Source organism: Romboutsia sp. MSSM.1001216sp_RTP31141st1_G3_RTP31141_220114, assembly GCF_039031195.1.
Taxonomy (GTDB): Bacteria; Bacillota; Clostridia; order Peptostreptococcales; family Peptostreptococcaceae; genus Romboutsia_C; species Romboutsia_C hominis.
Window position 1 is genome coordinate 105,296 of sequence record NZ_JBCIUO010000005.1, and the last position, 20,107, is coordinate 125,402.

Here is a 20,107-nt window from a genome sequence, read left to right on the forward strand (position 1 = left end):
ATATACCCCCTTATATAAGTAAAGATATATAAGTTAACATGTTAAAGCCAACTTATATATCTTTTATATACATTACTTCATATATAACCCCTCTAGCTTCATATCTTCATTATAAGTGATTGTAAACTGTGCTTTCCCATTATCAAATTCCACAACTTCTACTACAGTAACTAAATCTTCATTACCTATTAATTCTTCTTTGTTAATAGATTTAAATTTACCTAGTTTATCTATCATAGGTTGTAATGATTCTTTTAATTGCTCTGCACTTATTTTAGCTTTCAAATTATCGCTCATTTTATCTACAACTTTATCATATTCTTCATCGCAAAGCATATTAACTATTCCTTGAACATCTTTTTTTAAAACTTCTTCATCATAAACATCACTTAACTTTGAAGTAGTACATCCCCCTAGTACAACTCCTGTTAAAAATACTAATAATAGCATTTTTATTTTTTTCATAACACATCCCCCTTATTTTATTAGTATTGCAATATTTTTCGTTTGGTAGTTTATTTAATTTTATTATAATTCCTAATACATTTGATAATCAAATAAATATACATAGGATACAATAGATTATACTTATATTACATTTTAAATCTCTTTTTCTATTAATAAAAATTTATTACGAGCAAAAAAATAGGGGCATATACCCCTATCAAATTATTTATTATTTAATAAAGAATTTAAATATAATCCTAAAATTCTTTCCCTATATTAACAAAAAACTATTTTTCGAACGATATTTAAATATATCCTGTAGCATAAATTTACTTATATACATAAATATTAATTGCTTTTACATAATAAGTCATTCAATACCTCAAAATCATTTCCAGCTATAACTAACACATCTTGAGGAAGAATTTGAGTAGATCCATTTGGAATCAATACTTCCTTGTTACGCTTTATCATTACGATAAGTATATCCTCTGGTATATTTGAATCCATTATAGCTTTATTTGCAATGCCACTATTATTTTGAACCGTTATTTCTAATAAATTTGTACCTATCTCTTCCCTGTAATCATTGAATGTCTTTAATACTGGAGACTTATCATCAATTAAGTCGAGCTTTTTAGCTACTGTAGGTAAAAGTGTACCTTGTATCGCAACAGAGAACAAAGCAACAAAAAATACTATATGGAAAATATCACTTTCAACAGGAACTCCATAAGTTACTGCATATATTGCAAAAACTATTGAAGCAGCACCTCTAAGACCTACCCAAGATACAAAAGCTTGTTGCTTTAAAGGAATTTTAAACCAACTTAGTATGCTAAAAATTGCTATTGGTCTTGCTATACAAATCATAAATATAGATATAGAAATACCTTTTATCATTACAGAAGGTATTTGCGATGGGAATGATAGCAGTCCTAATATGAAAAATAACATTATTTGCATAATCCATGAAATTCCATCAAAAAATTGGAACATACTTTTTTTATGTGGTATCTTACTGTTACCTATCATAATACCAGTCATATATACAGATAAATATCCATTTCCACCAAAATGCTCACTTAAAGCATAAGATAGTACTGCTATTCCCATAACAAATATAGGATAAAATCCATCTATTTCAAACTTGGTATTTCTTAATAAATAAATTGTAAGCTTACCTAATAAAACAGCCGATAAAATTCCAACTACAACTTGATTTAAAAGCATTGGTATTATGGTATCATATCCTTTATCTGCCATTAATCCTAAAATAATTATAGTCAACATATATGCTAAAGGGTCATTGCTTCCACTTTCAATCTCTAATATTGAAGCAATAGATCCCTTTAAGTTTAACTTTTGAGAACGTAATATTGCGAAAACTGATGCCGCATCTGTAGATGCAACTATCGATCCTATAAGTAATCCTTCTAATAAAGAAGTATCAAATACCTTAAAGCAAAATATTCCTGTTAAACCAGCAGTTATAACAACACCTACTGTTGATAGAAGTATTGATGGAACAGCAACTGGTTTTGCCATATCCCAACTAGTACCAAATCCTCCATAGAACATTATAAAAACTAATCCTATAGAACATATCTGTCTTGTTAATTCATAGTTATCAAAATATATTCCAACAATACCATCAGATCCAGTCAACATTCCTAATCCTATAAAAATTAGAAGAATTGGGACTCCAAATTTATATAAAATTTTACTTGATGTTATACATATTAATAGAACTAATGAACACATAATCATTAAGTTTATCAAATAATTATTACCTCCTTTATTATAATTAATTAAGTTTAGTGAATTTTAATTTAAGGTTTTAGAATTTTTATAGGCAGGATTTTAAATAATACTGGAATTATATTTAAAAACTTTATTTTTTATCTTACTGTTGTTATATAATTATTTTATGTTAAATTTATTCTTTTATGTTAGGTTAGATTTCTTATCCTTAAGTTTAAAATAACATAAAATTCTATACTTTGTATATGTTTTTTGTGTTAAATATTTGTTAAAAAAATATTCTAATTTTCTACTATTATTTTAAGATATTTTATTTAACAAAAAAGATAGTAATTGATTACTATCTTTTTTATAATTTATTAAATTGTTTAAATCAATATAATTTACACTTTATAACTAAAAAATATCAATTCCTTTTTTCTTGTAAAATGTAATAGAGAAAAATATAGTTAAAAATTCTGCTATCGGTATAGCTAACCATATACCATTTACACCTATAATTTTAGGTAATATAACTATTGTTGCTACAACAAATATAAGCGACCTAAATCCAGATATTATTGCAGATATATGACCATTTCCTATAGCAGTAAAATAACCCGACATAAATATATTAATTCCAATTAATAAAAATCCATATGAAAATAGCTTTATACCCTCAGTTGCTATATTGTATACTTCTATATCTTTTGTAAATAATCCTATTATGTCTTTTCCTAAAAACATTGATATTATAAATATAACAATCGAACTCCATCCGATAGTTACAAAGCTATGTTTTAAACTTTCTTTTACTTTTTCTTTATTTTTAGCTCCAAAATTATAACTAATCATTGGAGATATTCCAACTGCGATTCCAAAGTACACCGCTATAAAGAAGTAATACATGTAGATTATAATAGACATTGCTGCTATACCATTTTCTCCACTAAATACTAATATACTTTTATTAAATAAAAATGTAGTTATACCTGTTGATAATTCTGTAAACATCTCAGAGCTTCCATTATAACAAGAATTAAATAAGGCTATAAAGTTAGCCTTAGGTTTTATAAACGTTAAATTAGATTTACTTCCAACAAAGTATATTAATCCTATTATTCCTGATATAGTTATTGATATGTATGTTCCTAGCCCAGCTCCTAAGATTCCCATATTAAATATAACTATAAATAAAAAATCAAAAACTATATTAAGAATTAAACCTAAACTAGACATAATAAGTGCTACTTTGGGGCTACCATCTACCCGAGCATAATATTCAAAATATAGCTTAAACATCATAGGAATAGTCATTAATACAGTTACTAATCCATAAGTTTTTGCATAAGGTAGTAATCTTTCTGTTGTCCCTAAAAACATTAAAATTGGTTCTAGAAATATTGTACTTAATATAGTAAATACTATTCCTATAACTAATAATACTAATGTTATAAAAGAAAATAGTTGATTTGCTCCTTCTTCATCTTTTTCCCCCATTTTTATACCAACTAAGGCTCCTGAACCCGTTGCTAACATTACTGCTATACCAAATACAATACATGTTATTGGTATAACAATATTTATTGATGCTAATGCATCTGAATTTACAAATCTAGATACAAAAAATCCATCTATAGTTGTATAAAATGATAAAAATATCATTGTTGTAATTGAAGGCAATAAATACCTTAAAAATTCTTTATAACTTTGCTTTTTTGAAAATACAGCTTCCATTTAATTTCCTTTCTTTTTTACTATTTATATTTCTTGACATTAATAATTGTGAAGGATATAGTAACTATATTGTCAATACAAAAATTCCAATAAAAATATAAATATTTGGGGTGATATTATGAATATGAAGTTTACAGTTGGAGAGCTCGCTAAACTACATGGTATAAGTAAACAAACATTGATTTATTATGATAATATTGATTTATTCAAGCCTAATATTGTAGATAAAAATAATGGACATAGATACTATACTTCTGACCAATTAGAAGTATTAGATAGTATATTGCTTTTAAGAGAAATTGGAATCTCTATAAAAGATATAAAGAATTTTTTAATCAAAAGAGATGATAATAAAGCTTTAGCCCTTTTAAAAAATCAGAAACTTAAATTAAATCAACAATTGAAAAGTATACAAAAAACTATAAAAAGGTTAGAAAATAAAATAGATATAATAGAAAATTTAGACCTCCAAGAAAATGAAATCTTATTTAGTGAAATGGATTTAGAATATCTTGTTATTGAAAAAGTTGATTTTCCTTTTCAACTTTTACAAACAGACATAGCTCTTAAGAAATTGCTTAAAACTGCCAATGAAAAAAATTATCCCTACAACTATCAGTTAGGTACTATTATTTCACGCGAAAATTTATTTTCAAAACAATACACATCGGCTTCTTACGTTTTTTTGCCTCTTTATAAACACTTTAAAAGTAAAGATGTTATTGAAAAAACTAAAAGTATTTATGCTGTAACCTTGCACAAAGGTGAATATTGTGAGATTGGAAAAACATATGATAATTTAATAGATACTATAGTTAAAAATAATTACGAAATAATAGGTCCATCCTTTGAGTATTGTATATTAGATAGTTTAACTTCTTATACTTCAAAAGATTATATAACTAAAATTACAATTCCTGTAAGACGCCTTTAAATTTCATTTAGTTATGTAACTAATATGCTATTAGATATTATTTAATAAATTATTACAATTTAAAAGAGTAACAAATGCTTATTATAACTTAGCCTTTGTTACTCTTTTTGTATTATTTTTTATTTTTAAAATTAACCTTTGTTACATTATCCCTCTTAACTTTAGGTGCTAATTTTCCTTCTTTTAATCCTAATAATGACTCTATTTCATCAGGATAAAGACTTAATCCACAACTTGCTAAGTTATCCACTAAAGTAGCACCACTCATAATACCACTTTCAAGTATCATATCCACAGATTTTCTAAGTAAAACTGGACTTGTTGCTTTTATATTAGCATCTAATGGTTCCTTCTTGCTCCAACCTTGCTTATCCATTTGGTTCATTAAGTACATATATTTCTTATAATTAATAACGCCTAGCTGGTATCCTCTTAATATCATAGCCCATATTGGAACTATCCATTTTGCTTTTAATTCTACAAAATCCTCTATCTCATTAACATCTTTTAAATCTGGTAAGAATGTTTCTTCTGGCAATAAAAATGCACACGCAAATTCATCTTTTGAGAATTTTTTAGCTTGTATCCCCGCTTCAACACTAACCATGTATGCTAATTCATAAGCTAAGTCATAGTTTCTTGTAGTCGCTGATTTTTTATCATTTCCTAAAGATACTATATATCTAGTATTTTTATCAGTTGTTTGTTTTTGCGTAAACGCTAGTGCTCCTTTTGTATTTACATTAGTGTCTGTTACTATTATCCCATTATACTCTAACACGCTTAACACATTTCCTATAGGTCCATCACCTAATTCAAAATGTCTTCTTACTTTTGTTGCTAATGTCTCTATATCATCGTTTCTATTTAAGTTAGTTGGTATGTTCATTTCTGGGAATTGTATATATCCTTCTATAAAAGATAATATTTTATGTGCCATTACTAACTTTTCTTTGTATGAAATTTCTTCTACTCTAGGTATTCTCGATTCTGGCTTTATATGAGTACTATCAACTACAACTTTAATGTTATCCATTTGGAAGAAGTATTCTTTTGGAAACCTTAAAGCATTTGCTAATTTCATTTCATTTTCTGGAGTTGGCTTGTACTTTTCCTCTTCAAAAGCAATTATATCTTTTTTATTTATATTTATTTCTTTAGCTAGCATATCTATAGTTTTTCCTCTATACATTCTAGCTATTTTTAATCTTTTACCATTAAAAACTTTTTTTCTGCTCATAATATCCGTCTCTCTTTCAAGTTTATTTTATATATACAAAAGTTAAATTAATAAATTTTATGCAAATCTATATTAGCCATACATAATAAAAATATTTTATATTGGCTAAGTTATACGAATTTACTAAATTTAATTTATACTAAACTTTATATTATATATATTTAAAAATGCTCTGGATACTAATACCCAGAGCATTATTCAACTTTTATACTGTTGATAATATTATCATATTTATTAATTATAGTCAATTTATGTATATTATATCTCTATAGTCCTAGCTCATCACTTATTCCTTGCATTGCCTCTAGTGATAGTTGTGCAAATTCAGCAAATGGAATGCCTAATTCTTCTATGCTTCTCATTGCATCCCTGTTTGCTCCTGCTGCAAATTTAAGTTCTTTCATACGCTTAGTTATAGACTTTACTTTTACACTAGATAATTTCTTATCTGGATAAACTAAAGCTATGGCTGTTATAAATCCAGTTATTGGATCTGCTGCATATATAGCTTTATCAATTGTGCTTATTCTTTTTGTTCCATTATCTTCATTATGAGCTTTTATTGCTTGATATATGTAATCATTTCCAAAACCTTCATTTTTAAGTAATTCGATAGTTTTGATCCCATGCAATTTAGATTCTTCTGGATTATTTTTATAATCTAACATATCTGAATCTAAATCATGTAGTAATCCTGCTAATGCCCAGTCATCAGATTTTTCTGGTTCTAGTTTATTTCCTAAAGCTTTCATTACAGCTTCTACTGCATATGAGTGCTTTATTAGATGTTCAGATTTTAAATATTTATTTACTAATCCTACTGCTTGTTCTCTCATTTCCCAATACCTCCTATATAAATATTAAATCTATTATAATTTTTTAAGTAAATATATTTGATATTGTTGATAATACATATACTTACTATACAAATTTAATTTATTCTACTCCCTTGTAATAATGACCTGCACTTACACCTTTAGCATCTAATTCATTATAAAGTTTTGTAGCTTTACTTCCTAATTTGTAGTTGTTACTTAATACTTCTTGATATGCCTCTATTACCTTCTTAACAGTTTGACTATCTTCTAATGTAAAATCTAATCTAAATGTATTTATACCTATTTCATTTAGTTCGTATAAGTTATCTAACATACAAGTAACATTTGTATTATATATAGTTGTTCTACAGAATAGATCTTGTGATAATCTAAACTCTTCCCCTTTAGAGTTTCTTAGTGCATATGTGCTTTGGCTACATTTAGCAACTCTTTTATCTTTTTTGCAATCTCGAACTACTACTCCCATTGGACAGTATTCTGTTATCATAAGTGTAGTATATCCATAAACCACAGATTCTATATTAATATCTGTATATTTTATTGTTTCTCTTATTTCATTTATGTTTAATTCCTGAGATATACAAAGATTAGTTGCACCTATTTCTTTAAAGTAATTTATAGTTTCACTATTGAATGCATTTAAGTAGTAATCTATATTTAGCTCTTTACCTTTAAAATAATCTATAGCTCCCCATATACCTACTTGTATAGAATTTACTCCTATATTTTTAGCTTTTTCTAATTGCTTGTATTCCTTGCCTCTTATTATTCTAGGAGCTGAATATATAACATTTATATTATATTTTAGTCCAGCTTTTATAGCTTCTTCTAATGTTTTAGTATCTTCATAATATATTTTATCTATACCGCACTCAAGTGCACTTTGTAATTGTTCTAAATTTTTAACTTTAACAGATAAATTACTTACCGTATCTCGATTAAATTTAATTGGATTATATGATAATCTTCTATTTTTAAAATCTCTATTTTTTATCTTAACCCTTTCTTTGTCTAAAAGTTCTATACAATCTCTTCTCATCTGATTTAGTATACTTATTGGTAAACTTACGTTATCATCTAATTCTATATTTACACTATCCATTTCATAAGGAGTATTACCTAATTTCCTAAGCTGAGTTTCTATTTTTTCCTCACTTAAAGCTACTTTCATAGCCTTTTCAACTACTTTATCTCCTTCTATTGTGGCAGTATTTCCTTTTTTATCAGCTAATGTAAGTATTGGTTTTTTATCTAGCTTAACACTTATATATGAATCTATCATGTTTTTAACAAATTCTTTATCTTGAGTAAATGTAGCTTGTACTCTATCCATAAGTTCGCTATCTGATGTTTTAAATACTATTTGGTTTCTTTTAGCTTCACCTATAAAATCGAGTTCTATTATCTCTCCTTTATATCCTATAGTATCTATCTCACCATTTTTGATAATTCTTCCTATAGTTCCACCACCAAGATTTATTCCATCGCCTTTTTTAAGTGTATTTTCAAGTCTTATCTTTAATCTTTTAGCTTTTTTATTGTAATCTAATACCTTACCTACATATAATCCTTGATTGTTTGGAAGTTGTGAATTCATTACATCTGCGCCAACTTCTCCTAAAATAAGTCCTTTTGTAAATTTTCTATTAAATATAGTGTATAAATCACTTATTGTTTCATCTGAAACATTCACTTTTTTAGTTTGTAAGTATTCATCTATAGTTTTTCTATAACTCTCTATAACAGTAGCTACATACTCAGGTCTTTTCATACGACCTTCTATCTTAAGAGAATGAACTCCTGCATCTATTATTTTATCTATTTCTTCTATTGTGCTTAAATCTCTTGGACTTAATAAATAGTCTCCATTGCTATTTACTACTTCTCCAGTATAAACATCTAAAAGTTCATATCTTTGTCTACATGGTTGGGCACATCTTCCTCTATTTCCTGATCTGTTACCTATCATAGAACTCATTAAACATTGTCCAGAATAGCATACACACAGTGCTCCATGAACAAATACTTCTATATCTGCTTTACAGTTATCACATATATATTTTATTTCATCTACTTTAACTTCTCTTGCTAGTACTACTCTATCAAATCCAGCTTTTTCTAGATATCTAACATCTTCTAAAGAATGTGCTACCATTTGTGTACTTGCATGTATTTCAAAATCAGGTAACTCCTTTTTAATAATTCTAGCTATACCTATATCTTGAAGTATAACTGCATCTACATCTATGTCGTATAGATATTTAGCGTACTTTAAAAAATCTTCTATTTCATTTTGTTTTATTAATGTATTAGCCGTTACAAAAACTTGTACTCCTCTTATGTGAGCATATTTTACTGCTTCTCTTAATTCTTCTCTATCAAAATTATTTGCTGATGCTCTAGCACTAAATTCTTTTCCTCCTAGATAAACTGCATTTGCACCATTTTGAACAGCTGCTTTTAACGCTTCAAAGGAACCAACGGGTGCTAATAATTCTATGTCTTTCATACTTCTCCTCCTATACGTAATATTTTTTCTATATTTATAATGTCCCTAAGTTTTAAAATTAAAACCTTCAGGTCCCCCTGAAGGTTTAATTTTAAATATAAGTAAACTTATTTCATTGCTCTAAGATATTTTAATTCATTTTCTATTTCAATTTTTTCTAATTGTAATTTATATGCATCATTTTGGAATTTAGAAGAAAGTTGTTCTGCAACATTAGCTTTTTCTTCTGCCATTTCAACAGATGATTTAAGCTCTTTTATTTCATTTTTTAAATCTTCAACTTCTTGTTTAGATAAATTAGTGCCATTTTTTAGTTGCTCTATTTCTTTCTTTTGTTCCTCTATTAACTTATTAAGTTCTTCTATCTTAGATATATGGTTCTTATTTTCTTTATCTTTGTTTTCTAAGTGGTATTCAAGCTCTTTTATTTCAAGCTTATATTCTTCCCCACTATTTCCAACTTTTTTCTTTAATTCTTCATTTTCTTTTTCTACTTTTTCTAGTGCATCTGCACAATCAAACAATTCATCTGTTATATTTATAGCTGCTAATATAGCTACTTGAGATGAGCTTAATCTTTTATTAGCCTCACCTATTTTATTCATTTCTGTATCTACAAATGCTGCTACACTTATCATATGTTTTTCAGATTTTTCTCCAACCATAGGATACTCTGCACCATGTATCTTAACGGTAACTTTGTTCATACTAATATCCCCCTTGTATTAGTTAGATCTTAGTGTTGCACCTAATTTTTCACTTAACTCATTTAATATTTTATCGTGTACTTTTGCCACATCTTCATCAGTTAAAGTTTTCTCTATACTTCTATATGTTATAGAGTATGCTATAGACTTGTATCCTTCTTCTATTTGAGCACCTTTATATACGTCAAATAATTTGTAGCTTTCAACTAATCCACCTGCATTAGCTTTTATTATATCTTCTATTTCTTTAACATATACTTCATCCTTAACTAATAAAGCTATATCTCTTGATGTAGATGGATACTTAGGTAATGGAGTATAAGTTTTTTCTGTTGATGTATTTTCAAATACAGATTCTACATTCATTTCACAAACATAAACTCTTTGTCCTAAGTTATAATTTTCTATTACGTCTGGATGTAATTCTCCAAATGTACCTATGCATTCTCCATTAAACATAACTTTAGCACATCTTCCTGGATGGAATGTTGGGTTAGTTTTTTCTGGTTCTATTTCATATCCTTTGAACCCTACATTATTTAGTACACTTTCTACAACACCTTTTATAGAGAAGAAATCTACATCTTTTCCATACATTCCTATACAATATTTCTTCGTTTCTACTGGTAATCCTTCTTGTGGTGTAAATGTATTTCCACATTCAAATGCTGATACTTCTTCAACTTTATGAGCTACATTTGTAGATAATACTTCTAACATATTAGGTATTAGTGTAGTTCTCATAACTGAAGTTTCCTCACCTAATGGATTCATTAGTTTTACAAAGTTTCTTCTAGAGTCTTCAGATGATAAATTTATTCTATCAACACCTCTTGGGCTTACAAATGAATATGTTAATATTTCATTTAAGCCTGCTGCTATTGAACTAGATACTATCTTATCTGTGAACTTTTGTTTATCAGTTTTTACACCTGCTGTAGCATTTCCTTCTAAAGTAGCTGTTGGTATATTTTCATATCCGTATATTCTAGCTATTTCTTCTAATATATCTGCATCTTCAGCTATATCTAGTCTAAAGCTTGGAACTTCTAATTCTAATTTTTCAGAAGATATTAGGTTACATTTAAACTCTAATCTTTCTAATATGCTTATGAATTGGTCCATTGGTACGTTAACACCTAATAATTTGTTTATTCTCACAGGGTTAACAGTTATCTTTTGAACTTCTTCTTTTACTGGATAGTAGTCAAGCATTCCGTTAAGAACTCTACCACATCCTAATTCTTCTATTAATTGACAAGCTCTATTTACAGCAGTCTCTGCTAAATTAACATCTATACCTTTTTCGAATCTTGATGAAGCTTCTGTTCTAAGTCCTAATTTTTTAGATGTAGCTCTTATACTTTCTTTTGCAAAGCTTGCACCTTCAAGGAATATTGATGTAGTTGTATCTTTAACCTCAGAATTTTCTCCACCCATTATTCCCGCTAAGTCTAAAGTTTTTTCTTCATTTCCTATAACTAACATATCTGATGTTAATTCTCTTTCAACACCATCTAATGTAGTAAACTTTTCACCTTGCTCAGCTAATTTAACTGTCATTTTATTGTATTTTATATCTTCTAAGTCAAATGCGTGAAGTGGTTGACCTAGCTCTAACATAACATAGTTAGTTATATCTACTATGTTGTTTATTGGTCTCATTCCAGCTTCTATAAGTCTTCTTTGCATCCAGTATGGAGATGGCCCAACTTTAACGTCTTTTACAACTTTTCCACAATATCTCTTACATAAATCTGTTTGAATATCTATTTCAAATTGCATTTCTTCATCAGAACCATTTACTTTTATTTCTGGGAATTTTAATTCTTTTCCTACGGTAACAGCAGCCTCTCTTGCAAGCCCTATTATAGATCTACAATCTGGTCTATTAGAAGTTATTTCAAATTCTATTAATGCATCGTTTATTCCTAAAACTTCTCTAACATCTTTTCCTAATTCAAAAGATTCTTCATGGTCTAATATATATATCCCATCTTTTTTATGTTCTTCAACGTATTGAGAAGGTATAGTTAATTCCTCTGCACCACAGAACATCCCTTCTGATAATACTCCTCTTAACTTACCTTTCTTTATTTTGAAATCTCCAGGTAATACTGCACCTATTCTAGCAACTGGTACATAGTCTCCTACTTTTATGTTAGTTGCATTAGTTACTATTTGAAGTATTTGTCCATCAGCTACTTCAACTTTTGTTACTTTTAATCTATCTGCATCTGGATGTTGTTCTATTTCAAGTATTTTACATACTTCAACTCCATTTGTTTCTTTTCCAAAGAACTCTACTTTCTCAACTTTTGATCCTGTCATAGTCATCATATCAGCGAATTCTTGTGTATCTAAATCTATATCAACGTAATCTCTTAACCATTTTAAAGGTACTAACATCTTAAATCCTCCTAATTAAAATTGATTTAAAAATCTCATATCATTTTCAAATAATAGTCTTATATCATCTATTTCATACTTAAGCATTGTTATTCTATCAAGTCCCATACCAAACGCAAATCCACTATAAATTTCTGGATCTATTCCACAGTTTCTAAGTACATTTGGATGAACCATACCTGCTCCTAGTATTTCTATCCAACCTTCACCTTTACACATTGGACATCCTGCTCCTTCACATTTAAAGCAAGTAACGTCTACTTCTGCACTCGGCTCTGTGAATGGGAAGTTGTGTGGTCTAAACTTAGTTTTTGTATGCTCACCAAATAACTTCTTAACGAACATATCTAAAGTTCCTTTTAATTGTGCCATTGTTACATCTTTACCAACTACAAGCCCTTCAACTTGATGGAACATTGGTGAATGTGTAGCATCTGGAGCATCAAATCTGAAACATCTTCCTGGAGATATTATTTTTATTGGTAACTCTTGACTCTTCATTGTTCTAACTTGAACTGGTGAAGTTTGAGTTCTAAGTAATAACTCTTCATTTATATAGAAAGTATCACTCATATCTCTAGATGGATGATCTTTTGGTGCATTTAATGCATCAAAGTTATTTTCTATAGTTTCAACTTCTGGACCTTCTGCTATAGAGAATCCCATTCCTATAAATATTTCATTTACTTCATCTATTATTTGAGATATTGGATGCTTTTTACCAACTTTAACTGGTCTTGATGGCATAGTTACATCTATAACTTCTTCTGCTAATTTTCTTTGTTTTTCTGCTAACTTTAACTCTTCTTTCTTTGAAGATATAGCACCTTCTATAGCCGCTCTAACTTCATTAGCAACTTTACCTATTACAGGTCTTTCTTCTGCTGATAATTTACCCATTTCTTTTAGGATTGATGTTATCTCACCTTTTTTACCCATGTACTTTACTCTTAAACTTTCAACAGCTTCTATACTAGAAGTATCTTTAATTTCATTTAATGCAGCTTCTTGTAAATTAAGTAATTTTTCTTGCATTATATTAATTCACCCTTTCGCAGTTTTTTGTATAAAAAAAGTCCTTCATCCCTATCTAGGGACGAAAGACTATTATTCGCGGTACCACCCTAGTAGCTTAATAATTAATAAATTATTAAACCACCTCTAATAAACTTAACGCGTTTTAACGTTAAAGCCTACTGTAATTTCAGCTTTAATACTCCAGAGGGAACTTCTTTTGAATACTTAGAAAGTACTCACAGCCTACGGTACTTATCTCTGTACTAAGTTAATTCAAAATACTTTTCTCTTTCATAGTATTTGATAATATTGTTTTTGCGTTTAATTATATCATACTATGTATAATGTTTACAAGGTGTTACACTAAGTATTTCTTTATTTCGTACATTAATATTGCAGAGCTTATAGCTGCATTTAATGATTCTGCATTACCATATATAGGTATTTTGACCAACATATCAGATTTTGATACTAGTTCATCATTTATTCCATTGGCCTCATTCCCTATTACTAAAGCTGTCTTGTAATTATATTCAACTGTGTTGTAGTAATTGTTTGTATTTAAATAGCTTGATACTATATCAAAATTCTTTAATTTTAAAATTCTTAGAGCTTCTTCTTGAGTAGCATGTATTATATTCATATCAAATATAGAACCCATAGTAGATCTTATAACCTTTGGATTGTATATATCTACACATCCTTTTAATGCAATTATTGCATCTACGCCTGCAGCATCTGCTGTTCTTATTATTGTCCCCATATTACCTGGATCCTGTATTCTATCTAATATTAATACAAATTTATGCTCATCTTTTAAATAATCTTCTATATTTCTTTGTTTAAAGTTTACTACTCCTAAAATTCCTTGAGTGTTTTCCGTATCTATTAATTCATTGAATATTTTGTTAGTAGTTTTATAAATTTTTATATTATTAGTTTTTAGAGTATCTAAAAATTTAAGATGTTCTTCTTTATTTTCAAAATCTTCATTTATAAATACATAATCTAGACTAGCCTTACATTCTATTGCAAGAGTTAATATTCTATATCCCTCTATTATAAATTTAGATTCTTTATTTCTATTTTTAGTTTTAAGTAGTGATTTCGTATATTTTACTTTATTATTGTCTTTAGCTGTTATTATTGTAGGCATTATTACTTTCTCCTAATAAATTCTTCATTTTCTGATGCTATATTACTTATATGGCTATTTTGACCTATTACAACTAAAATACTACCTGCTTTTAATTCTTCATCTGGAGCTGGAGTAACATTTATGCTCTTACCTGTTTTTATAGCTAATACAGTTATCTCAAACCTAGCTCTTAAGTTTAATTCAACCAAAGTCTTTCCTACCCAACTATTTGGTGTTACTATCTCTACTATTGAGTAATCTGGATCTAATTCTATATGATCTAGTATATTATCAGAAACTAAGTTATGTGCAACTCTAACACCCATATCTCTTTCTGGGAATACTACTCTATCTGCTCCTATTTTATATTGAACTTTAGCTTGTAGCTCATCTTTTGCCTTACATACTATATGAGGTACACCCATTTCTTTTGCTATAAGTGTAGCCATTATAGATGCTCTTATATCCGAACCGATGGCAACTATTGCAACATCAAAGTTACCTAGCCCTAAAGATCTTAATGATTGCTCATCTGTTACATCTACTATAGCAGCATGAGTTACTTTATCTGCTATATTTTGTATAATTTCTTCACTTTTATCTATAGCCATTACTTGATGACCTAAAAGATGCATAGTTGTAGCAACTGATGCTCCAAATCTTCCACAACCTATAACTATATATTGCTTCATTTCCTTCGTCCTCTCCACACTTAAATTTTTCTTTACTATAAGTAAAGGTTATATTATCCAACTATTATCTTCCCTTCAGGATATCTTATAGGAGGATTTTTCTTTGTTTTTCTAGACATTATCGCCATAAATATTGTAAGAGATCCAACTCTTCCCATAAACATAAATAGCATTATAAATATCTTTCCTAATGTACTTAAATTAGGACTTCCACCTAGACTTAATCCAACTGTAGCAAATGCTGATACTACTTCAAAACCTGCTTCTATTAAGCTAAAGCTTGGGTCAGTTATAGTTATAATTATAGTTCCAGATAAAACAACGATTATACCTATAAGAAATATTCCTAATGATTTTCTAACTATTGATGTTCCAATTCTTCTTTCCCCTACTTCTATGTCTTCTTTTCCAAGTATAAATGATTTAACAGTTAGAACTAAAGTAGCTATAGTCGTAACCTTTACACCACCACCTGTAGATGCAGGAGCTGCACCAATAAACATTAGTATTATCATTATAAATAAACTATTCTCATGCATTGCTGTTAAATTGACTGTGTTGAATCCTGCTGTTCTAGTTGTTACCGATTGGAAGAACGATGCAAGCACTTTTCCACCAAATCCTAACTTTCCTATTGTTTTAGGATTGTTGTATTCTAATACTAAAATAAGTGACGTACCTACTAATATTAATGCCACTGTTGTAATTAATACTATTTTAGAATGTAAATTTAGTTTAGATAATTTTCTATTTTTTATTATATCTAAAATTACAGGGAATCCTAATCCCCCAAATATTATAAGTAATGAAATTGTAACACTTACTGTAAAGTTATTTACATAGTATGTTAATGATGTAAATTTACCTGAAACTGGCCCCATTAAATCAAATCCTGCATTACAAAAAGCTGAGATAGCATGGAATATACTATACCAAGTTCCTTTTAATATTCCAAATTGAGGTATAAATACTGTTGATAAAATTAATGCTCCTATACCTTCTATGGTAAATGTCATTAATAATACATACCTTGTTAACTTAACTAATCCTGATAAATCAAATTGATTCAAAGACTCTTGAATTAATAGTCTTTCTTTTAGATTTATTCTTTTTTTGGTTATAAGTGCAAATAGCGTGGTTATTGTCATAAATCCTAAACCACCAATTTGAATAAGTAGTATTATTACTACGTGTCCAAACCCATTCCAATAAGTTGCTGTATCTGCCATTATTAAACCTGTTACACATACAGCTGATGTTGAAGTAAATAAGGCATCTATAAATCCGATGCTTTCTCCGCTTTGTGTTGCTATAGGCAGATTTAGTAGAAGCGCTCCAATTAATATAACACTAGCAAACCCTAATACCATTACTTGAGTTGGCTGCATTTTATTTATAAGAGCAAAAAATCGCTTAAATATGGTGTTCATCTATATTTATGCCTCCTTCTCACTTTATAGCTAATAAGTTTTTTCTCATTAGACACATGCTTCTTTTCAATTATTACTATATTATATTCCAAAACCTATATAAAAACAATAAAGGATATGTAAATTAGCCTATTTAAAATATTCACAATTTATAGGCTTCCTTTACATATTTTTAACAAAACGTATTCAGATTATATAATTTTTTATTTTTTATAGAGTATAAAATCTATAATTTTATGGATATAAAAAAAGCCTTTGAATTTTATTCAAAGGCTTTTTATAAACTTAACTATTTAATTAAGCTAATTTTGACTTAGCAACTTCTACTAATTTAGCGAATCCTTGAGGATCGTTTATAGCCATTTCAGATAACATCTTTCTGTTAACTTCAACACCTGCTAATTTTAATCCGTTCATGAATCTTGAGTATGATAATCCATGAGCTCTAGTTCCAGCATTTATTCTTTGTATCCAAAGTTTTCTGAAGTCTCTCTTCTTTAACTTTCTTCCTATATATGCGTTCTTTAACGCCTTCATTACGAATGTATTAGCTGGTCTGTATAACTTGCTTCTAGATCCTCTGAATCCTTTTGCAAGCTTTAATATTTTCTTATGCTTTTTACGAGCGTTCATTGCTTTTTTAACTCTTGCCATCTCTGTGACCTCCTTTGTTTTTCTCTTTTAAAATTTCTATTTTAATTTAATCCGATTTTTAGTATGGTAATAATTGTGCTATTCTTCTAGCATCACCTTCACTAACTATTCCTGCTTTTCTTAATTGCATCTTAGTTTTAGCAGCTTTCTTAGTTAATATATGTCTTCTGAAAGCTTTAGCTCTCTTTAATTTTCCACTTCCAGTTTTTTTGAATCTTTTAGCAGCTCCTCTATGAGTTTTCATTTTAGGCATTTTTATTTCCTCCTCTCAGTTTATCATCTATTTTTTTGGATCTATGATTACAACCATGTTATTGCCCTCAAATTTTGGTGGCTTTGCTGGTTCTCCAAACTCTTTTACTATATCTATAAACTTAAGCATTACTTCTTTTCCAAGATCTTTATGTCCTAATTCTCTACCTCTAAATCTTAGCTCAACCTTAACTTTATCTCCTTTTTTAAGGAACTTTATAGCGTTGTTAGCCTTAGTATTTAAATCATTTGATTCTATACCTGGTCTAAGTCTTACTTCTTTAACAGTTACAACTTTCTGTTTTTTCTTAGACTCCTTTTCTTTTCTAGCTTGTTCGTACTTATACTTACCATAATCCATTATTCTGCATACCGGTGGTTGTGCATTAGGTGATATCATAACTAAGTCTAAGTTTCTTTCGTTAGCTATTAATTGAGCTTCTCTAGCTGACATTATTCCTAATTGTTCTCCATCATGTGAAAGAACTCTTATTTCTTTCTCTCTTATTTGTTCGTTGATTGCTAATTCCTTGCTAATGGTAGGACACCTCCAAATTTTTTATATAAAATAAAAGGCGAATGATATAATCACCCGCCATATAAGTCAACAAATTTATATAAACTTAAATATATAAAAATAATATATTTAAAGTTTTGAACTTATATTTACCAGACAACCTAAGTCGAAAGGTGAGAAGCGGACTTCTACTTGCTTTTGTTATTAATTACTCTATATAATATATCACTTTTAAATATTATTTGCAACTATTTTTTTATTATTTTTTTAATTTTTGATTCTCATAATATGTATAACTAACCTAAAATTTATATTCTTAGTAATGATTAAACAAAGTTTTGGTTATACTTAAATATAAATAAATGATTTTTCGATGATTTTTGGTTTGTTAGAAATTATAAAACCAATAAATAATTTTTTATCTGAGGTGTATGACTATGAAAATGTTAGACAATTTCTTTAAAAAGATTAACAAACCAGTACCTGTATTTGCTCAAACTAAACTTGAAAAAGAATCTCCTAAGGAAGACTCTGCTTCAACTAAGCCTAAAACTACATTTTGTGATGTAGCTGGTTTAGATGAAGTAAAAGAAGAGTTGTTTGAAATAGTAGATTTTATGAAGTCTCCCGATAAATACAAAAAAATGGGTGCTAAAATACCAAAAGGAGTATTATTTTATGGACCTCCTGGTACAGGTAAAACATTACTTGCATCTGCTGTAGCTGGTGAGACAAATTCATCTTTTTTCAATGTTACTGGTTCTGAGTTTGTTGAAAAATACGTTGGTGTAGGTGCTAAACGTGTAAGAACACTTTTTGAAAAAGCTAGAAAAGAATCTCCTAGCATCATTTTTATAGATGAAATAGATGCTATTGGAGCAAAAAGACATCTTGAAAGTAATAACGAAAAAGATCAAACACTAAATCAATTATTGGTTGAAATGGATGGATTCACTAAAGACTCAAATGTCATAATAATAGGAGCGACTAATAGACTTGATCTTTTAGATGAAGCTCTTCTTAGACCTGGAAGATTTGACAGACATATACACATAGGGGCTCCTAACTATCATACTAGATATGAAATATTAAAAGTTCATACAAACAATAAACCTCTTGATCCATCTGTAGATTTAGAATTGCTTGCTAAAAAAACTCACGGATTTAATGGTGCTCATCTCTCAAATATAGCTAATGAAGCTGCTATATTTGCTGTTAGAGATAAAAGTGATGTTATAACAACTGATCACTTTGATAAAGCACTTGAGAGAGTTATTGCAGGACTTGAGTCTAAAAACTCTAAGTTAATAGAAAAGGAAAAACAAATAGTATCTTATCATGAAGCAGGACATGCTATTGTTAGCAATATACTTGGAATTTGCCCTATACAAAAAATATCAATAATACCTAGAGGGCAAGCATTAGGGTATGTTCTCCAATTACCTGATGAAGATAGATATATATACACAAAAGAAGAATTAATTGGTAAAATGAAAATCTTATTAGCAGGTAAAGCATCTGAAGAGATAATTTTTAATCATAAATCAACAGGTGCAAAAGATGACTTAAAAAAGGTAACAGATATAGCAAATCAAATGGTTTGTGAGTATGGTATGAGTAACTTAGGGTTTATGACTATAGATGGAAATGTAAAAACATTTATGTCTGAACAAGTTCAAAAAGAAGCCAATAATATTGTTCAAAATTGTTACAATGAAACTTTAAATCTTTTAAAGGATAACATAAATGATCTACATGTAGTTTCTAAACATTTATTTGATAATGAAACTATGACTCATGAAGAATTAAAGTCTTTGATAACTAAACAATTTATAAATTAAT

At 28.4% G+C, this 20,107-nt stretch carries 17 protein-coding genes and 1 other annotated feature; of the genes, 2 read left to right on the plus strand and 15 right to left on the minus strand.

The features are described 5' to 3' along the window. Positions 1-72 precede the first annotated feature (72 nt). From ABCP60_RS09665 to ABCP60_RS09675, 3 genes are all read right to left on the minus strand, one after another. Complete coding sequence (locus ABCP60_RS09665; protein WP_195238317.1) at positions 73-465, minus strand: DUF3887 domain-containing protein; 393 nt, start codon at positions 463-465, stop codon at positions 73-75. 330 nt (positions 466-795) lie between these two features. Continuing rightward, a complete protein-coding gene (locus tag ABCP60_RS09670; RefSeq protein ID WP_092923521.1) occupies positions 796-2,229 on the minus strand; it encodes a potassium/proton antiporter in 1,434 nt (477 codons plus the stop codon). A gap of 378 nt (positions 2,230-2,607) precedes the next feature. Continuing rightward, positions 2,608-3,927, minus strand: a complete 1,320-nt coding sequence (locus tag ABCP60_RS09675) for an MATE family efflux transporter (protein ID WP_343101671.1) — start codon at positions 3,925-3,927, stop codon at positions 2,608-2,610. 118 nt (positions 3,928-4,045) lie between these two features. Here ABCP60_RS09675 and ABCP60_RS09680 point away from each other — a divergent pair, with 118 nt between their 5' ends. Continuing rightward, complete coding sequence (locus ABCP60_RS09680) at positions 4,046-4,861, plus strand: MerR family transcriptional regulator (protein ID WP_343101672.1); 816 nt, start codon at positions 4,046-4,048, stop codon at positions 4,859-4,861. Between the two features lie 112 nt (positions 4,862-4,973). Here the strand turns inward: ABCP60_RS09680 and ABCP60_RS09685 are convergent, their stop codons facing one another. From ABCP60_RS09685 to infC, 12 genes are all read right to left on the minus strand, one after another. Further along, positions 4,974-6,101 carry an XRE family transcriptional regulator gene (locus tag ABCP60_RS09685; RefSeq protein ID WP_195238320.1) on the minus strand — a complete coding sequence of 376 codons (1,128 nt, stop codon included), beginning with the start codon at positions 6,099-6,101 and terminating at the stop codon, positions 4,974-4,976. A 266-nt stretch (positions 6,102-6,367) separates the two neighbouring features. Continuing rightward, positions 6,368-6,937, minus strand: a complete 570-nt coding sequence (locus tag ABCP60_RS09690; RefSeq protein ID WP_092923509.1) for an HD domain-containing protein — start codon at positions 6,935-6,937, stop codon at positions 6,368-6,370. A 100-nt stretch (positions 6,938-7,037) separates the two neighbouring features. After that, a complete protein-coding gene (locus ABCP60_RS09695) occupies positions 7,038-9,449 on the minus strand; it encodes a U32 family peptidase (protein WP_343101673.1) in 2,412 nt (803 codons plus the stop codon). Positions 9,450-9,556: 107 nt separating this feature from the next. Beyond that, positions 9,557-10,156 (minus strand): cell division protein ZapA, encoded by a 600-nt coding sequence (gene zapA, locus ABCP60_RS09700; protein ID WP_343101674.1) that lies wholly within the window; start codon positions 10,154-10,156, stop codon positions 9,557-9,559. 18 nt (positions 10,157-10,174) lie between these two features. Continuing rightward, positions 10,175-12,565, minus strand: a complete 2,391-nt coding sequence (gene pheT / locus ABCP60_RS09705; RefSeq protein ID WP_195238324.1) for a phenylalanine--tRNA ligase subunit beta — start codon at positions 12,563-12,565, stop codon at positions 10,175-10,177. A 15-nt stretch (positions 12,566-12,580) separates the two neighbouring features. Further along, entirely contained in the window at positions 12,581-13,600 is a 1,020-nt protein-coding gene (gene pheS, locus ABCP60_RS09710; protein WP_092923498.1) for a phenylalanine--tRNA ligase subunit alpha, read from the minus strand. Positions 13,601-13,654: 54 nt separating this feature from the next. Then, positions 13,655-13,886, minus strand: a binding site (T-box leader). Positions 13,887-13,940: 54 nt separating this feature from the next. Next, positions 13,941-14,738: an RNA methyltransferase gene (locus ABCP60_RS09715; protein ID WP_092923495.1), complete on the minus strand. Its 798-nt coding sequence runs from the start codon at positions 14,736-14,738 to the stop codon at positions 13,941-13,943. 2 nt (positions 14,739-14,740) lie between these two features. Beyond that, positions 14,741-15,412, minus strand: a complete 672-nt coding sequence (locus tag ABCP60_RS09720) for a TrkA family potassium uptake protein (RefSeq protein WP_092923492.1) — start codon at positions 15,410-15,412, stop codon at positions 14,741-14,743. 53 nt (positions 15,413-15,465) lie between these two features. Further along, positions 15,466-16,842, minus strand: a complete 1,377-nt coding sequence (locus ABCP60_RS09725; protein WP_242871291.1) for a TrkH family potassium uptake protein — start codon at positions 16,840-16,842, stop codon at positions 15,466-15,468. A gap of 297 nt (positions 16,843-17,139) precedes the next feature. Beyond that, positions 17,140-17,496: a 50S ribosomal protein L20 gene (gene rplT, locus ABCP60_RS09730; RefSeq protein ID WP_092923489.1), complete on the minus strand. Its 357-nt coding sequence runs from the start codon at positions 17,494-17,496 to the stop codon at positions 17,140-17,142. A gap of 58 nt (positions 17,497-17,554) precedes the next feature. Then, complete coding sequence (gene rpmI, locus ABCP60_RS09735; protein WP_092923487.1) at positions 17,555-17,749, minus strand: 50S ribosomal protein L35; 195 nt, start codon at positions 17,747-17,749, stop codon at positions 17,555-17,557. Between the two features lie 27 nt (positions 17,750-17,776). Beyond that, a complete protein-coding gene (infC, locus tag ABCP60_RS09740) occupies positions 17,777-18,286 on the minus strand; it encodes a translation initiation factor IF-3 (protein ID WP_092923484.1) in 510 nt (169 codons plus the stop codon). Positions 18,287-18,702: 416 nt separating this feature from the next. Between infC and ABCP60_RS09745 the strand changes: the two genes are divergently transcribed. Continuing rightward, positions 18,703-20,106 carry an AAA family ATPase gene (locus tag ABCP60_RS09745; protein WP_343101675.1) on the plus strand — a complete coding sequence of 468 codons (1,404 nt, stop codon included), beginning with the start codon at positions 18,703-18,705 and terminating at the stop codon, positions 20,104-20,106. The last annotated feature ends 1 nt before the right edge of the window (position 20,107 follow it).

Bases quoted from the DNA above. Each gene is read 5' to 3' on its own strand.
- ABCP60_RS09665 (WP_195238317.1), bottom strand. From the start codon at position 465: ATGAAAAAAATAAAAATGCTATTATTAGTATTTTTAACAGGAGTTGTA.
- ABCP60_RS09675 (WP_343101671.1), bottom strand. From the start codon at position 3,927: ATGGAAGCTGTATTTTCAAAAAAGCAAAGTTATAAAGAATTTTTAAGG.
- ABCP60_RS09680 (WP_343101672.1), top strand. From the start codon at position 4,046: ATGAATATGAAGTTTACAGTTGGAGAGCTCGCTAAACTACATGGTATA.
- ABCP60_RS09685 (WP_195238320.1), bottom strand. From the start codon at position 6,101: ATGAGCAGAAAAAAAGTTTTTAATGGTAAAAGATTAAAAATAGCTAGA.
- ABCP60_RS09690 (WP_092923509.1), bottom strand. From the start codon at position 6,937: ATGAGAGAACAAGCAGTAGGATTAGTAAATAAATATTTAAAATCTGAA.
- ABCP60_RS09695 (WP_343101673.1), bottom strand. From the start codon at position 9,449: ATGAAAGACATAGAATTATTAGCACCCGTTGGTTCCTTTGAAGCGTTA.
- zapA (WP_343101674.1), bottom strand. From the start codon at position 10,156: ATGAACAAAGTTACCGTTAAGATACATGGTGCAGAGTATCCTATGGTT.
- pheT (WP_195238324.1), bottom strand. From the start codon at position 12,565: ATGTTAGTACCTTTAAAATGGTTAAGAGATTACGTTGATATAGATTTA.
- pheS (WP_092923498.1), bottom strand. From the start codon at position 13,600: ATGCAAGAAAAATTACTTAATTTACAAGAAGCTGCATTAAATGAAATT.
- ABCP60_RS09715 (WP_092923495.1), bottom strand. From the start codon at position 14,738: ATGCCTACAATAATAACAGCTAAAGACAATAATAAAGTAAAATATACG.
- ABCP60_RS09720 (WP_092923492.1), bottom strand. From the start codon at position 15,412: ATGAAGCAATATATAGTTATAGGTTGTGGAAGATTTGGAGCATCAGTT.
- ABCP60_RS09725 (WP_242871291.1), bottom strand. From the start codon at position 16,842: ATGAACACCATATTTAAGCGATTTTTTGCTCTTATAAATAAAATGCAG.
- rplT (WP_092923489.1), bottom strand. From the start codon at position 17,496: ATGGCAAGAGTTAAAAAAGCAATGAACGCTCGTAAAAAGCATAAGAAA.
- rpmI (WP_092923487.1), bottom strand. From the start codon at position 17,749: ATGCCTAAAATGAAAACTCATAGAGGAGCTGCTAAAAGATTCAAAAAA.
- ABCP60_RS09745 (WP_343101675.1), top strand. From the start codon at position 18,703: ATGAAAATGTTAGACAATTTCTTTAAAAAGATTAACAAACCAGTACCT.